We start from the raw sequence: 15,304 nt of genomic DNA on the forward strand, positions 1-15,304 counted from the left end.
ATCACCCAGCACCGTGTCGCTGGACAAGACCGTACTACGCGCGGTTCACGGCGTCGGTCACGCTCGCCTTCTCGGCTGCGCCGCTCCTGCGAATTCCCAGCACGGCGAGCAGGCTGACCAGCGACAACCCGGAGACGTACAGGGCGATGGGGGTCGAGGAGTCGTACGTCGCGAAGAGCGCGGTCGCGACGATGGGGGTGACGGCGCCACCGATCATGCCACCGAGCTGGTAGGCGATCGAGATGCCGCTGTAGCGCACGACGACGTCGAAGGCCTCGGTGAACAGGCCGCCCTGGGCGCCGGCCATGATGCCCTGCACCATCGCGGCGACGATGAACCCGAGCAGCGCCAGACCGGCGTTGCCGGTGTTGACGAGTGCGAACAGCGGGATGGGCCACAGCACCGCGGTGAGCGCACCGAGGGCGTAGACCTTCTTGGCGCCGAACCGGTCCGCGACCATCGCGGCCACCACGATGGTGCCGATCCACACCGCCGTCGAGGACAGGATCAGCGTGAGGAGTGTCGTGCGTTCGAACCCCACGACGGTGGTGCCGTAGGTGAGCATGTAGAGGATCACCGTGTAGCCGACGGCGGGCGCGGCGACGGAGGCGAGGCTGGCGAGCACGAGGTTGCGCGGCTGCCTGCGCAGCAGCTCGGTGAGCGGGAGCCTGCTGGTGGCGCCGGACTTCTTCGCGTGCTGGAACTCCGGCGCGTCCTGCAGCCGGGTGCGGACGATGAAGCCGACGACCACGAGCACGATGCTGATCAGGAACGGGATTCGCCAGCCGTAGGACAGGAACTGCTCGTTGGAGAGGCCGGAGACGGCGAGGAACGCCAGGTTCGAGGTGAGTACCCCGATCGGGACGCCGAACTGCGCGAAGCTGCCGTAGAGCGCCCGGCGTCGCGGGGAGGCGTTCTCGGTGGCGATCAGGATCGCCCCGCCCCACTCGCCGCCGACGCCGAAACCCTGGACCAGGCGCAGCACCACCAACAGCAGCGGCGCCCCGAGGCCGATCGCGGCGTAGGTGGGCAGCAGGCCGATCAGGAAGGTCGCCCCGCCGGTCAGCAGCAGGGTGAGCACGAGCATCGCCTTGCGGCCGATCCGGTCGCCGTAGTGCCCGATCACCGCGGCGCCCAGTGGTCGTGCGATGAACCCGACGGCGAAGGTCGCGAACGCCGCGAGGGTTCCGGCCGTGGGGGAGGCCTCGGGGAAGAAGAGGGGGCCGAACGCCAGTGCCGCGGCCGTGCCGAAGATGTAGTAGTCGTACCACTCGATCGACGTGCCGACGAAGCTCGCGGCGAAGATACCTTTCCTCGACGGCTGCGCTGGGACCGGCTCTGCGGGCATGGTGCGTGCTCCTTCGGACGCCTGCTTCGCTCAGGGAACGGTAAGCCGAATGGGCACCGCGGGTCGTTGGCCTTCCGTTCCGGCCCGGCTACGTCATCTGTCGCGGTTCAGCCGAGTGAGCGGGTCTCCGCGGTGATCGGCACCTCGACAAGCCGTGGGCCGTGGCCCGGCTGCGTGGCGCGGAGGACCGTGTCGAGCTCAGCCAGGCTGGTGATGTGGTGCGCAGGCAGGTCGTAGCCTTCGGCGATGCGCACCGAGTCGATGCCGGGCAGGTCCAGCCCGGGTGCCCCGGCAACGCCGAGCTGGTTCACGAAGCTCCGCAGCGCGCCGTAGCCGCCGTTGCGCAGCACGAGGAAGGTGATCGGCAGGTTCCACTGGACCGCGGTCCACAACCCGGCCACGCCGTACTGCACGGCGCCGTCACCGAGGACCGCAAGTACGGGCCGGCCGGGGTCGGCCAGCGCCACACCGACGGCCGCGGGGAGCCCGAAGCCCAGCCCGCCCGCAGCAGGGAAGAAGAAACTACGCGGTCGGCTGAGGTCGAGATGGTCCCAGAACTGACTGGTGTTCGCCGTCGACTCGTTGACGAGGCGGACTTCGGCGGGCAGCGACCGGGCCAGCTGCGCGAAGACCGCGGCGGCGGGAAACGGTGGCGTGTCTGGGATATCCGGCGATGCCGTTGCCTCACGCGGGGCTGGGGGAGCGGCCGGTGCCGGGGGCAGCTCGCCGAGCAGCTGCGCGAGCACGTCCGCGACGTCGGCCACGATCGCGTCGCCGAAAGCGGCTCGTGCGGCGTTGCCGGGGTCGCTGCTGACGGAGATCAGCGCGCAGCCCTCCGGCAACCAGGGGCCCGGCCGGTAGGCGTGATACCGGAAGACGGGCGCCCCGAGCACGAGTACCACGTCGTGGCCGGCGAGCTGCTCGCTGACACCGGCGATGCTGGCCGGCAGCACGCCGCGCCAGAGCGGGTGCCTGGTGGGGAACGGGCAACGCGGCGGGGTCGGCGCTGTCCACACGGGTGCCTGCAGCGCTTCGGCGAGATCCACGGCGCGGAGGAAGGCGCACTCGTCGTCGACCTCGGGGCCCACCACGAGCGCAGGCGTGCGCGCGCCGCGCAGGCGGCTCGCGAGGTCGGCGAGCACGTCCGGCGGGAGGGCACCCGCTGCACGCACTCGCCGTGTGGCGAGGTGGGCGACCTCGTCGGTGGACACCTCCTGGGCCCAGTCGTCCAGGGGCAGTGACACGAACACGGGACCGGCCGGGGGCAGCGTGGCGAGGTGGAACGCCTCGGACAGCACGCGCGGCACGTCCTGCGCGCGTGCCGGTTCGAAGGCCCACTTGACGTGGGGCTCGGGCACGCGGGTCATCGCCGGTTCGGCGAGGACCGACCCCAGCCCGATCATTGCGCGTGTCTGCTGGCCCGCGGTCACGACCAGCGGTGTGTGGCATGCGCGGGCGTTGGCGAGGTTGCCCATCGCGTTGCCGAGCCCCGCCGCGGAGTGCAGGTTGACCAGCGCGGGCCGTCCGGTGGCCTGCGCGTAGCCGTCGGCCATCGCGAGCACAGCACCTTCGTGCAGGCCGAGGACGTAGCGGAAGTCGGGTGGGAATCCGTCCAGGAAGGGCAGCTCGTTAGAGCCGGGGTTGCCGAAGATCGTGGTCAGGCCCCAGGCGCGCAGCAGGTCGTATGTTGTTTCGCGAACGGTCGGCATCGTGTGCGGACGCTAGCCGTGTGCGCCGCGGACAGGCAAGCGATCTGCCGCGGCTGCGTCAAATGTCGCGGCCGGGTCGCGTCCGGTGTCGTGGCGTCCTGTCGCGGACGGGACGTAAGTTCTCGTGGCAGGACGACGATGTTCCCGGCCAGCGACCGCACTGTGAGGCGCAGATGACGATGCCCGTTGACCAGCTGCCCCAGATCGAGACCGGGCTCTTCTTCGACGGTGAGCCATGCGGTGCCGAGGATGTGCTGCGGGTGGTCGATCCTGCGGACGGCGAGTCGGTCGTCGGCTACGCTGCGGCCGCGACCGCGGAGCAGGCCAGCGCTGCTGTCGCGGCGGCCGACCGGGCGTTCCCGGGCTGGGCCGCCCGCAGCCCGCGGGAGCGGGCGGAGCTGCTGACGGCGGCTTTGGCTCCGCTGGAGACCGACCGTGCGGCGACCGCCGGGGTGCTCACCCGGGAGAACGGCAAGATCCGGATGGAGTCGGTGATCGACTCCGTGGTGTTCGAGCATCGTTGCCGGCTCGCGGTCGAACTGGCCGGCGAAGTCGAGCAGACGACGCAGCTGGCTGCCCCGCCGTACCGCACCGAGGTCGCTTACCGGCCACTCGGGGCCGTGACGATCATCGTGCCGTTCAACTGGCCGCTCGCGATCCTGGGGGCCTCGCTGCCGCAGGCGCTGTTGGCGGGCAACACCGTCGTGGTGAAGCCGCCGCCCACCGCGCCGCTGGCGACTGTCCGCACTGTGGAGTTGGTTGCGCGGGCGTTGCCGCCCGGCGTGCTCAATGTCGTCACGGGAACCGACGCGGAGATCGGCCCCGCGTTGATCGCCGATGACCGGGTGAAGAAGGTCTGCTTCACCGGCAGCCCGGCCGGCGGCAAACGGATCATGGCGATGGCGGCGGGGTCGCTGACCCGGGTCGCACTCGAGCTGGGCGGCAACGACCCTGCGCTCGTGCTGGCCGACGCCGACCTCGGTCCCGAGGCGATGCGGTCCCTGTTCGGTGGCATATTCGATTCGACCGGCCAGATCTGTATGGCTGTCAAGCGGCTGTACGTTCATCGGTCACGCTATGACGAGGTGGTCGAGGGCCTGACCGGGCTGTTGTCCAATGTGGTCATTGGGCACGGTTTGGCCGAGAACGCGACGATGGGGCCGCTGCACAGCCCGCGCCAGAAGGAGTACGTCCGCGAGCTCGTTGCGCAGGCGCGAGCCAGTGGTGCCGAGGTGCGGGAGTTCGGCACAGTCGCGGATGGGACCGAATTGGAGCGCGGCAACTTCCTGCTGCCGTCGCTGGTTCTCGATCCGTCCCACGACACCCGTGTCGTGGTGGAGGAGCAGTTCGGCCCAACCGTACCGATCCTGCCTTTCGACGACGAGGACGAGGCCGTTGCGCGCGCCAACGACACGTGGGCGGGCCTGGCATCCTCGGTGTGGACGGCGGATCCGGACCGCGCAGCCGCCGTAGCGTCCCGCCTGCGCAGCGGCTACACGTTCGTCAACGCCCACGGCGCCGCCCACCTGGACGAGCGCGCGCCCTTCGGCGGCTTCGACCACAGCGGCATGGGCCGCGAGATGGGCATCGAGGGGATCCGCGAGTTCATGGACACCCACGCCATCAGCTTCCCCGCCTGACCGTTGATCTACTTCGGACGGAGAGGTTCCATCAGGGCCGTGGTGGGTCGTGGAGTGGTTCGGGGTCACTGGTGTAGGTGGCACCGCTCGGTGTCGTGACGGTGACTTGGGCGGTGTCCGGGTGTAGCCGGTAGGTCCAGCCTGGCCGGTCCTTGAGGCGATGGTGCCGGCGGCAGAGGTTGACCAGGTTGGCCCGGTCGGTCGCCCCCTGGCGGTTCCAGGGGGTGTGGTGGTCGTTGTCGCCGAAGTGTGCGGGCCGGTGGCACGACGGGTGGTCTGTAGCGGCAGCGTCCCACGTCGACCGGTGCTCCGGTGAGCGGATCGGTGACAATCCGCCGCCAGGAGGAGGTGGGTTGGTCAGCGATCTGTCGTGCCACCGCAGCCGGAATCGGCCCATATCCCGCCAACTGGGCGGGATCGTCGTTGAGCCCGGCGAGGGTGGTGAGGTCGACGTAGACGTGCACGTCGGCCTTGGCTCCGGAACCATCGGTGTTCGAGCCGAGCAACAGCTCAGCGAACACGTCGGCGCGAAGTTGGTCGAGGGTGCGGGATTCGTTGCCGCCACGCAGGGTACGGGCCATCCGATCAATCCGCGCGTAAGCGGATGAGGCAACCTCGGCAGGCAAATCGGCGAGCAAGGTCGACATCCCGTCCTCACCAGGCAGCAACTGCACCGACCGCTCCGCCCGACGATGGCCCGCCCGCCGAGCAGCACCCTCCGGATCGACCTTCAAAGCCCAATACGACGCAACCCGCCGAACCTGATGAGGATTCTTGCCGTCAAGCCGAGGCGCCGACAGCAGAATCAACCTGGCGAGCCTGCGAGTCATCGAGCCACGCCGTAGCCGCAGCGACTTTCGAAGCCCGATAAGAATCGACAACACCAGACTCCATAGCAGCCAAAGTCTCCGGCAACCGATGAACCAAGGTGGTAGACAGATCGACCACCCGCCGAGCGTGCTGCTCACCAACCGACAACAACAACGCCAACTCGGCAGCCACATCCGACGCATGCCCACGATTTTCATCCAGCGAGTTGATAGCCCGATGCAACGAGGCATCAACCCACATCTTGAGCCGATTGAGAGCCAAGATCCGATCCGGAAGCTGTCGGCCTAACAAGGAATCCCCCACAAGACCGATCATACCGCACTGCGTAGCGAACTACAAGCAAAGTTGACAACGATACCCGAACCGTGAGGAACTGTCGCTAGTAGACAGTGGCAAAACCCAACCACAGGAGCGACAGTTCCACACGGCGCGCCGAAGGCGTGCCTGAAACCCAACAACCCCACCAAATAGGGGCACCCCAAACACCCCATCAGGCACACGAGCAACGATCCGCGACCGCAGGGACGGCCGTTCAAGAGCAGCGAACATCACGTCAGCAGCCGACTCATCGAATAGGGCAGCTCGGCCTCCAGCTCCCGGACTACAGCGACCGTAGCCACCCACTCGGCGTTCACCACCAACACAATCCGCGAGGCCTGGGGAGCCAGTCGGACGATGCACTGCCGGGTGTCCTCGCCCGACTCCAGCATGACGAGCTCGTCGAAAGCCGGACCGTGGGGAACTGTCGCTAGTAGACAGTGACAAAACCCAACCGCAGGAGCGACAGTTTCACACGGCGCACCGAAGGCGTGCCTGAAACCCAATCACCCCAACCCAATAACGGATCAGATCCGCCCCCAAGCCTCGGTCAACACGGCACGCAACACCTGCTCGATCAACGCAAAGTGGGACTCGTCGCAGATCAACGGCGGCGCCAGCTGCACCACGGGATCACCACGGTCATCAGCCCGGCAGTACAGACCGTTCTCGAACAGTGCCCGAGACAGGAAGCCGCGCAGCAGCGCCTCGGACTCCGAGGCGTCGAACGAGGCCTTGGTTGCTTTGTCCTTGACCAGTTCGATGCCGAAGAAGTAGCCGTCGCCGCGCACGTCGTCGACGATCGGCAGGTCCGTGAGCCGTTCGAGATAGGACCGGAACAACGCCGAGTTGCGCTGCACGTGGCCGTTGAGGTCCTCGCGCACGAACAGGTCCAGGTTGGCGAGCGCGACCGCACTCGCCACCGGGTGGCCGCCGAAGGTGACGCCGTGGGCGAACCAGTTGGTGCCATGGCGGAACGGCTCGGCCAGCCGGTCGCTGGCGATCATCGCGCCGAGCGGTACGTAACCACTGGTCAAGCCTTTGGCACAGGTGATGATGTCGGGCTGGTAGCCGTAGCGCTGCGCACCGAAGTACTCGCCGAGCCGGCCGAATCCGCAGATCACCTCGTCCGACACCAGCAGAACGTCGTGCCGGTCGCAGATCTCGCGCACCCGCTGGAAGTAGCCCGGCGGGGGCGGGAGGCAGCCGCCTGCGTTCTGCACTGGTTCGAGGAACACCGCGGCAACGGTGTCAGGTCCCTCGAACAGGATGGCTTCTTCGATGCGATCCGCCGCCCAGCGGCCGAACGCCTCGGCGTCGGTGCCGTCCGGGCCCGCGGTACCGGCGGGCGCGCGGTAGAAGTTGGTGTTCGGCACCCGCACGGTGGAGGGCACCAGCGGCTCGAAGTCCGCCTTCAGGCCGGGTAGTCCGGTGATCGACAACGCGCCCATCGAGGTGCCGTGGTAGGCGATCGACCGGGAGATGACCTTGTGCTTGGTCGGTTTGCCGGTGAGTTTGAAGTAGGCGCGGGCGAGCTTCCACGCGCTTTCCACCGCTTCCGAGCCCCCGGTGGTGAAGAAGACCTGGTTCAGGTCGCCCGGAGCCAGCCCGGCAAGCCGCTCGGCCAGTTCGACGGCTTTCGGGTGCGCGTAGGACCAGATGGGGAAGTAGGCGAGCTCGCGGGCCTGCTTGGCCGCGGCGTCGGCGAGCTCCTCCCTGCCGTGCCCGACCTGCACGACGAACAGCCCGGACAGCCCATCCAGGTACCGCCTGCCGTTGGTGTCGTACAGGTAGGCGCCCTCACCTCGGGCGATCACCGGCACCGGCGTGTCCGCATAGGACGACATGCGGGTGAAGTGCATCCAGAGGTGGTCGGCGGCGTGGGAGTCGATGCTGCTGGACATACCACGGTTATCGCACACCAACACCGTTGAGACAAGTGGTTCACGAACATATCACGTCGATCGACGGTGGATTCCGTGGCTGTACCTCCGCTGATCGACGGATTCCGCACCCTTAGGCTGTGCCCCAGGAATACGTCTGCTTACGCAGCTTGAGGTAGAGGAACGCCTCGGTCGTGGTCACCCCGGGAACGGCTCGCATTTCCTTGAGGATCTCCAGCAGGTGGTCGTCATTGCGGGCGACGACCTCGGCGAGCAGGTCGAAGGAACCGGCCGTGATCACGACGTAGTCCACCGCGGAGATCTCGGCGAGCCGGTCGGCGGTCTGCTCCAGGTCGTCCGACGTCCGCAGGCCGACCATCGCCTGGCGGGGAAACCCCAGCTGGAGCGGGTCGGTGACGGCGACGATCTGCATCACGCCGGCATCGAGCAGCCGCTGTACGCGTTGCCGCACCGCCGCCTCGGACAGCCCCACCGCGCGGGCAATCGTGGCGTAGGGGCGCCGCCCATCCTCCTGGAGCTGCTCGATAATGGCCTTGGCGACGTCGTCCAGCAGTGCGTGCTGGGTACCGTTGTGGACCACGACCCGGCGCGCGGGCCCGTCGAGTGCTGAATCCGTCATGCCATCCCTCCTTGTTACGGCGGTGAGTCTGCCGCATTTCGTTGTGTAGCGCGACCGTGACAACGGAATCCCTTGTGGTGGAGCGGTTCGCATGTCAGGATCAGTCGCCATGCAGACCAGGGCGCACACCCAGCTGTCCCCGGAGGCGGCCGCCGTGCTGCCGGTCATGAACACCGGCCGCCTGCGGACCACCCGCCGCACCGTCCTCAGAGGAATTCTCGCTGCCGGCGCCCTCGCGTCGACGGGCGGCGTGCTGGCCGCCTGCGGCACACAGGGTACCCAGCAGACCGCGGAGAGCTGCGTCAGCGAGGACCGTTCCGGGGCCGAGAAGACACTGGTGTTCTCCAACTGGCCGCTCTACATCGACATCGACGACAGCGACGCGAGCAAGCGGCCCACGCTGGAAGCGTTCACCGCCGAGACCGGCATCCAGGTGACCTACCAGGAGGATGTCAACGACAACAACGAGTTCTTCGGCAAGGTGCGCAACCAGCTCTCCGCGTGCCAGCCGGTCGACCGCGACATCATCGTGCTCACTGACTGGATGGCGGCCCGGCTGATCCGGCTCGGTTGGGTGCAGACGCTCGACAAGGCCACGATTCCGAACGTCACCGCGAACCTGCTGCCGTCACTACAGGGCCGCTCGTGGGACAAGGGCACCGACCACGCCGTGCCGTGGCAGTCCGGGCTGGCGGGCCTCGCCTACAACGCGTCGGTGACCGCGGAGATCCGCACAGTCGACGAGCTACTGACCCGGCCGGACCTCAAGGGCAAGGTCACCATGCTCGCCGAGATGCGCGACACCATGGGCCTGCTGCTGCTGTCGATCGGCGCCGACCCGGCGAACTTCACCGAGGCCCAGTTCGACGAGGCCATCGACAAGCTGGGCGCGGCCACCGCGTCCGGCCAGATCCGCCGCTTCACCGGCAACGACTACGCCCAGGAACTCGCCAGGGGTGACATCGCCGCGTGCATCGGCTGGTCCGGCGACGTCATCCAGCTCAACTTCGAGGACGCCAACGTGCGGTTCGTCGCGCCGGAGTCCGGTCTCATGCTGTGGTCGGACAACATGCTCGTGCCGAACCGGGCCACCCACCGCGCCAATGCCGAGGCGCTCATGGACTACTACTACGACCCGGCCGTGGCCGCGCAGGTCGCCGCCAACGTCAACTACATCTGCCCGGTGAGCGGCGCCCAGTCCGAAATGGAGAAGCTCGATCCGGAGCTCGCGACCAACCCGCTGATCTTCCCGGACGACGCCACACTCGCCGGCGCCAAGGTCTTCATGGCGCTGGACGAGGCCCAGGAGCGCGCCTATGAGCAGAAGTTCCAGCAGGTGATCGGAGCATAGCGGATGGCCGACACTGCAGACCTCGTTCTCGACCACGTCACCAAGCGGTTCGGCTCGTTCACCGCGGTCGACGACCTGAGCCTCACTGTGCCGCAGGGCTCGTTCTTCGCGCTCCTCGGCGCGTCCGGCTGCGGCAAGACCACGACACTGCGCACCGTCGCCGGCCTCGAAGAGCCGACCTCGGGCGAGATCCGGCTCGGCGACAAGGTGATCACCCACCTGCGCCCGTACCGGCGGCCGGTCAACACCGTGTTCCAGAGCTACGCGCTGTTCCCGCACCTGACCGTCGCCGACAACATCGCCTTCGGCTTGCGGAGGCGTGGTATCCGCAAGGTCGCGCCGAAGGTCGGCGAGATGCTGGAGCTGGTGCAGCTCGCCGGGTTCGAGCGGCGCAAGCCCGCGCAGCTGTCGGGCGGTCAGCAGCAGCGGGTGGCGCTGGCCAGGGCGCTCGTCAACGAGCCGAAGGTGCTGCTGCTCGACGAGCCGCTCGGCGCGCTCGATCTGAAGCTGCGCCGCCAGATGCAGATCGAGCTCAAACGAATCCAGACCGAGGTCGGCAGCACCTTCCTGCATGTGACCCACGACCAGGACGAGGCCATGTGGATGGCCGACACGGTCGCGGTCATGAACAAGGGCCGCATCGAGCAGCTCGGTGCGCCCACCGAGATCTACGAGTTCCCCGCGAACCCTTTCGTGTCGAACTTCCTGGGGCAGTCCAACCTGTTCGCCGCCGAGGTGAGCGGCCGGTCCGGCGACGACCTCCTGCTGGCCGCGCACGGTGAGCGGTTCGCCGCCCCGGCTGCCCGTGCCCGTGCCACCGGCGGGCCGGTGTGGCTCGGCATCCGCCCGGAGAAGGTCCGGCTCGCGCTGCCCGGTGAGCAGGTGCCGCCCCAGCACAACCAGGTGCGTGGCGTGCTCACCGACACCTGCTATGCGGGGGTGAGCACCGAGTACCTGCTGCGCACGCCGTGGGGGCAGGAGATGTCGGTGTTCTCCGCCAACGCGATGGCCGGCGAGCCGATGGTCCCGGGCACAGAGGTCGTCGCGCACTGGTACCCGGCGCACTCGTTCGTGCTGGACCGGCCGGACGGCGCGGGTGAGGAGGCACCCCGCTACACCGCCGACCCGCTCGGCGTCGCGCCGTGACGGCACTCATGGGCGCCACGGCCGCCCCACCCCCGGACGATCGGTCCACTGTGGAGCGACCTCCACGGACAAGGCGACGCGGACTGCCCTTCCTGTTGCTGCTGCCCGGTGGGCTGTGGCTGCTGCTGTTCTTCGTGGTGCCGTCCGTGCAGCTCGCCGCGACCAGCCTCTACGACCGCAGCGGCAGCCTGGAGACCGGCTACCGGCAGGCCTTCGCCTTCGGCAACTACGTGGACGCGGTCGCCGAGTACTGGCCGCACCTGCTGCGCTCCGCCGGCTACGCGGGCATCGCCACCGTCATCTGCCTCCTGCTCGGTTACCCGCTCGCCTACGCGATCGCGCAGAAGGCGGGGCGGTGGCGCACGCTGCTGCTGGTGTGCGTGATCGCGCCGTTCTTCACCACGTTCCTGCTCCGCACACTGGCCTGGAAGTCGATCCTGTCGGACAACGGGCCGGTGGTCGCGCTGTGGCGCGCGCTGCCGTTCGTCCCCGACGACGCCCGGTTGCTCGCGACGCCGGTCGCGGTCGTCGCGGGCCTGGTGTACAACTTCCTGCCGTTCATGGTGCTGCCCCTCTACGCCAGCCTCGAGCGGCTCGACCGCCGGATGCTGGAGGCGTCCCGGGACCTGTACGCCCGACCGGTCGCGACGTTCCGCCGGGTCACGCTGCCGTTGTCGATGCCAGGGGTCGTCGCGGGCACGCTCCTGACGTTCATCCCGGCGACGGGCGACTACATCAACGCCGAGCTTCTCGGCACACCGAACCAGTACATGATCGGCAACGTCATCGACTCGGCGTTCCTGGTGCGTCTGGACTATCCGCAGGCAGCGGCGCTGTCGTTCCTGCTCATGGCCACGATCCTCGTCATGGTCTTCTCGTACCTGCGCGCGGCCGGCACCGAGGAGGTGGTGTAGGTGTACCGCTTCTGGCGGTGGGTCGCCGACCACTGGGTGCTGGTGATCGGCCTGATCGTGCTGGCCTACCTGTTCCTGCCGATCGTCGTGGTGTTCCTGCTGTCGGTGAACCGGCCGGCGAGCAGGCTGTCCTACGACCTGTCAGCACAATGGACACTGGAGTACTGGCTCGACCCGTTCGGCAGCGCCGGTATCGCCGATGCGTTGCGGGTCAGCATCGGCATCGCACTTGTCGCCACGCTGATCGCCACCGTGCTCGGGACGCTGATGGCCTTCGCTCTTGCGCGCCACCGCTTCCGCGGCCGGGGCACCGCCAACGCGCTGGTCTTCCTGCCGATGGCCACACCCGAGGTGGTACTGGGCAGCTCACTGCTCGCGCTGTTCGTGATGCTCCGTGTGCCGCTGGGCTTCTGGACCGTCGTGATCGCGCACGTCCTGTTCTGCCTTTCCTTCGTCGTGGTGACGGTGAAGGCACGGCTCGCCGGGCTGGACCCGCGGCTGCAGGAGGCGGCGATGGACCTCTACGCCACCGAATGGCAGACCTTCCGGCGGGTCACCCTGCCGCTGGTGCTGCCCGGTATCGCGGCGGCGGCGCTGCTGTCGCTGTCGCTGTCGTTCGACGACTTCATCATCACCAACTTCAACTCAGGCACCACGGTGACCTTCCCGATGTTCGTCTGGGGCGCCGCGCAGCGCGGCATTCCCCGTGAGGTCAACGTGATCGGCAGCGCGGTGTTCGTGCTGGCGTTCGTTCTGGTGCTGGTGACGCAGCTGCGCGGGCGCGGGCAGGCCCGCCGCGGAACGGGGGTCTCCTGATGCGGGTACTTCTGGTCGGTGCGGGCACTGTCGGCGCGGCCGTGGCCGCCATCGCCGCGCGGAGGCCGTTCTTCTCCGCATTCGTGGTGGCCGACCGGGATTCGGACCGCGCGGCCAGTGCCCTGAAGTCGCTGGACGATCCGCGATTCTCCGCGGTGCAGCTGGACGCGTCCTCGGCAGCCGATGTCGCCGAGCTGTGCCGGGCACATGGGATCACCCATGTGCTCAACGCAGTGGATCCACGGTTCACCATGCCCGTGTTCGAGGGCGCCCTCGCAGCCGATGTGGACTATCTGGACATGGCGATGTCGCTGTCCTCACCGCATCCGACCGAGCCCTACAGCCGTACCGGCGTGAAGCTCGGCGACGATCAGTTCGCTGTGGCGGAGCTGTGGGCCGGGCGCGGCCGGCTCGCGCTGGTCGGCATGGGCGTGGAGCCCGGCCTGTCCGACGTGTTCGCCCGCTACGCCGCGGACCACCTGTTCTCCTCGATCGAGGAGATCGGCGTGCGCGATGGCGCGAACCTCGTGGTGGACGGCCACGACTTCGCGCCGACCTTCTCCATCTGGACCACCATCGAGGAGTGCCTGAACCCGCCGGTCGTGTGGGAGCGCGCGCGTGGCTGGTACACCACCGAACCGTTCTCGGAGCCGGAGGTCTTCGACTTCCCGGAGGGCATCGGGCCGGTCGAGTGTGTGAACGTCGAGCACGAGGAGGTGCTGCTCATCCCGCGTTGGGTCGAGGCCGACAGGGTGACGTTCAAGTACGGGCTCGGCGCGGAGTTCATCGACGTGCTCCGCATGTTGCACAGGCTCGGCCTCGACTCCACCCGCCCGGTGCGGGTGCGCGAGGCGTCGGTGGCGCCCCGTGACCTACTGGCGGCCTGCCTGCCGGACCCCGCGACGCTCGGCCCGCGCATGACCGGCAAGACCTGCGCGGGTACCTGGGTGCGGGGGAGCGGCCCTGGCGGCGCGCCGCGCGAGGTCTACCTCTACCACGTGGTGGACAACGAATGGTCGATGCGCGAGTACGGTCACCAGGCCGTAGCCTGGCAGACCGCGCTCAACCCGGTGGTGGCGCTGGAGCTGCTGTCCTCCGGCGCGTGGTCGGGCAGCGGAGTGCTCGGGCCCGAGGCGTTCGACCCCGTACCGTTGCTCGACCTGCTCGGTGAGTACGGCTCGCCATGGGGTCTGCGCGAGGGCTGAGCACCCCGGCAGCCTCAGCCCTCGATGTTGTGCATGACGTGCTTGACCCGGGTGTAGTCCTCGAAGCCGTACATCGACAGGTCCTTGCCGTGACCGGAGTGCTTGAAGCCCCCGTGCGGCATCTCCGAGATGAACGGGATGTGCGTGTTCACCCACACGCAGCCGAAGTCCAGCCGCGCGGTCATCCGCATCGCGCGGCCGTGGTCGCGGGTCCACACCGATGCCGCGAGGCCGTACTCCACGCCGTTGGCGAAGGCGACCGCCTCGTCCTCGTCGACGAACCGCTGCACGGTGATGACCGGGCCGAACACCTCCTGCTGGATGATCTCGTCATCCTGGCGCACACCCGAGACCACCGTCGGGGCGTAGAAGTAGCCCCGCTCGCCGACCTGCTGACCTCCGATGTGGACGGTCGCGTGGCCGGGAAGCCGGTCAACAAAGCCACGTACCCTGGCGAGCTGGCCGGCGTTGTTCAGCGGTCCGTAGAGGACGTCCGGTTCGGACGGTGCGCCGGTACGGGTGCTGCGGGCCTGCTCGGTGAGTGCGGCGACGAGCTCGTCGTACACGCCGGGCGCGGCGAGCACCCTGGTGGCCGCGGTGCAGTCCTGGCCGGCGTTGAAATAGCCCCCGACGGCGATGGCCTCGGCGGCCCCGGCCACGTCGGCGTCGTCGAACACGACGGCCGGCGCCTTGCCGCCGAGCTCGAGATGGGTGCGCTTGAGGTCGGGTGCCGCGGCCGCGGCGACCTCCCGACCGGCCCGGGTCGACCCGGTGATCGACACCAGCTGCGGCGTGGGGTGGGCGACCAGCGCCCGCCCGGTGTCCCGGTCGCCGCACACCACGTTGAACACCCCTGCCGGGAAGAACTCCGCCGCGATCTCGGCCAGCAGCAGCGTCGTCACCGGTGTGGTGTCCGAAGGCTTGAGCACCACCGTGTTACCGGCCGCCAGTGCCGGCGCGACCTTCCACACCGCCATCATCAGCGGGTAGTTCCACGGGGTGACCTGCGCGCACACGCCGATCGGCTCACGTCGCACGTAGCTGGTGTGCCCGGCGAGGTACTCGCCTGCCGACTTGCCCTCCAGGACCCGCGCCGCGCCGGCGAAGAACCGGAAGTGGTCGACCGCGGGTGGCAGCTCCTCCTCGAGCGTGAGCTGCCGTGGTTTGCCCGTGTTGCGGCATTCGGCGTCGACCAGTTCCCCGGCCCGCGCCTCGATCGCGTCGGCGAACTTCAACAGTGCGAGCTGCCGGTCCTTCGGTGTGGCGCCTCGCCATGCCTCGAACGCCCGCGCCGCGGCGGTCATCGCCCGGTCGACGTCCTGCTGCCCGGACACCGGCGCGGCGGCGAACACCTCACCGGTGCTCGGATCGATCAGATCCGCGTAGTGCCCATCGGCCGGCTCGGCGGAGGCGCCGTCGACGAAGTTCTGCAGCACGCTCTTGTCGGTCATGTCCAGGGCTCCCTGAGGTAAGGATCGCGTCGGCTCGCTGCCATCTTCGCGA

14 protein-coding genes are annotated in these 15,304 nt (G+C 68.6%); 6 read left to right on the forward strand and 8 right to left on the reverse strand.

What is annotated here, in order from left to right; all coding sequences use genetic code 11:
• Positions 1–34: 34 nt before the first annotated feature.
• Positions 35–1,348: an MFS transporter gene (locus ABZ863_RS23975; protein ID WP_358539504.1), complete on the reverse strand. Its 1,314-nt coding sequence runs from the start codon at positions 1,346–1,348 to the stop codon at positions 35–37.
• 107 nt (positions 1,349–1,455) lie between these two features.
• Positions 1,456–3,057: a benzoylformate decarboxylase gene (gene mdlC / locus ABZ863_RS23980; RefSeq protein ID WP_358539506.1), complete on the reverse strand. Its 1,602-nt coding sequence runs from the start codon at positions 3,055–3,057 to the stop codon at positions 1,456–1,458.
• Positions 3,058–3,230: 173 nt separating this feature from the next.
• Between mdlC and ABZ863_RS23985 the strand changes: the two genes are divergently transcribed.
• The gene (locus tag ABZ863_RS23985) at positions 3,231–4,697 is read left to right on the forward strand and encodes an aldehyde dehydrogenase family protein (protein WP_358539509.1); all 1,467 of its coding nucleotides are present in this window, start codon (positions 3,231–3,233) and stop codon (positions 4,695–4,697) included.
• A gap of 65 nt (positions 4,698–4,762) precedes the next feature.
• Here the strand turns inward: ABZ863_RS23985 and ABZ863_RS23990 are convergent, their stop codons facing one another.
• From ABZ863_RS23990 to ABZ863_RS24010, 5 genes are all read right to left on the reverse strand, one after another.
• Positions 4,763–5,527, reverse strand: a complete 765-nt coding sequence (locus ABZ863_RS23990) for a DUF222 domain-containing protein (RefSeq protein WP_358539511.1) — start codon at positions 5,525–5,527, stop codon at positions 4,763–4,765.
• Positions 5,478–5,843: a hypothetical protein gene (locus ABZ863_RS23995; RefSeq protein ID WP_358539514.1), complete on the reverse strand. Its 366-nt coding sequence runs from the start codon at positions 5,841–5,843 to the stop codon at positions 5,478–5,480. Before ABZ863_RS23995 ends, ABZ863_RS23990 begins: the two co-directional genes overlap by 50 nt.
• 233 nt (positions 5,844–6,076) lie before the next feature.
• Positions 6,077–6,238, reverse strand: coding sequence for a hypothetical protein (locus ABZ863_RS24000; RefSeq protein WP_358539517.1), 162 nt, complete (start codon positions 6,236–6,238; stop codon positions 6,077–6,079).
• Between the two features lie 135 nt (positions 6,239–6,373).
• Positions 6,374–7,750 (reverse strand): aspartate aminotransferase family protein, encoded by a 1,377-nt coding sequence (locus ABZ863_RS24005; protein ID WP_358539520.1) that lies wholly within the window; start codon positions 7,748–7,750, stop codon positions 6,374–6,376.
• Positions 7,751–7,862: 112 nt separating this feature from the next.
• Positions 7,863–8,369 (reverse strand): Lrp/AsnC family transcriptional regulator, encoded by a 507-nt coding sequence (locus ABZ863_RS24010; RefSeq protein ID WP_358539521.1) that lies wholly within the window; start codon positions 8,367–8,369, stop codon positions 7,863–7,865.
• A gap of 91 nt (positions 8,370–8,460) precedes the next feature.
• Between ABZ863_RS24010 and ABZ863_RS24015 the strand changes: the two genes are divergently transcribed.
• The 5 genes from ABZ863_RS24015 to ABZ863_RS24035 are packed head-to-tail and all read left to right on the forward strand — an operon-like array spanning position 8,461 to position 13,801.
• Positions 8,461–9,720 (forward strand): spermidine/putrescine ABC transporter substrate-binding protein, encoded by a 1,260-nt coding sequence (locus tag ABZ863_RS24015; RefSeq protein WP_358539523.1) that lies wholly within the window; start codon positions 8,461–8,463, stop codon positions 9,718–9,720.
• Between the two features lie 3 nt (positions 9,721–9,723).
• A complete protein-coding gene (locus tag ABZ863_RS24020; protein ID WP_358539526.1) occupies positions 9,724–10,866 on the forward strand; it encodes an ABC transporter ATP-binding protein in 1,143 nt (380 codons plus the stop codon).
• Positions 10,863–11,780: an ABC transporter permease gene (locus ABZ863_RS24025; protein WP_358539528.1), complete on the forward strand. Its 918-nt coding sequence runs from the start codon at positions 10,863–10,865 to the stop codon at positions 11,778–11,780. The genes ABZ863_RS24020 and ABZ863_RS24025 overlap by 4 nt, the downstream gene beginning before the upstream one ends.
• On the forward strand, positions 11,781–12,596 hold the full coding sequence (locus ABZ863_RS24030; protein ID WP_358539529.1) for an ABC transporter permease: 816 nt from the start codon (positions 11,781–11,783) through the stop codon (positions 12,594–12,596).
• Positions 12,596–13,801 (forward strand): saccharopine dehydrogenase C-terminal domain-containing protein, encoded by a 1,206-nt coding sequence (locus ABZ863_RS24035; protein ID WP_358539531.1) that lies wholly within the window; start codon positions 12,596–12,598, stop codon positions 13,799–13,801. The genes ABZ863_RS24030 and ABZ863_RS24035 overlap by 1 nt, the downstream gene beginning before the upstream one ends.
• 14 nt (positions 13,802–13,815) lie before the next feature.
• Here ABZ863_RS24035 and ABZ863_RS24040 read toward each other — a convergent pair whose 3' ends face one another.
• Positions 13,816–15,252, reverse strand: a complete 1,437-nt coding sequence (locus ABZ863_RS24040) for a gamma-aminobutyraldehyde dehydrogenase (RefSeq protein ID WP_358539532.1) — start codon at positions 15,250–15,252, stop codon at positions 13,816–13,818.
• Positions 15,253–15,304 lie beyond the last annotated feature (52 nt).

It is taken from the genome of Saccharomonospora sp. NPDC046836 (assembly GCF_040645195.1).
Classification (GTDB): domain Bacteria; phylum Actinomycetota; class Actinomycetes; order Mycobacteriales; family Pseudonocardiaceae; genus Prauserella_A.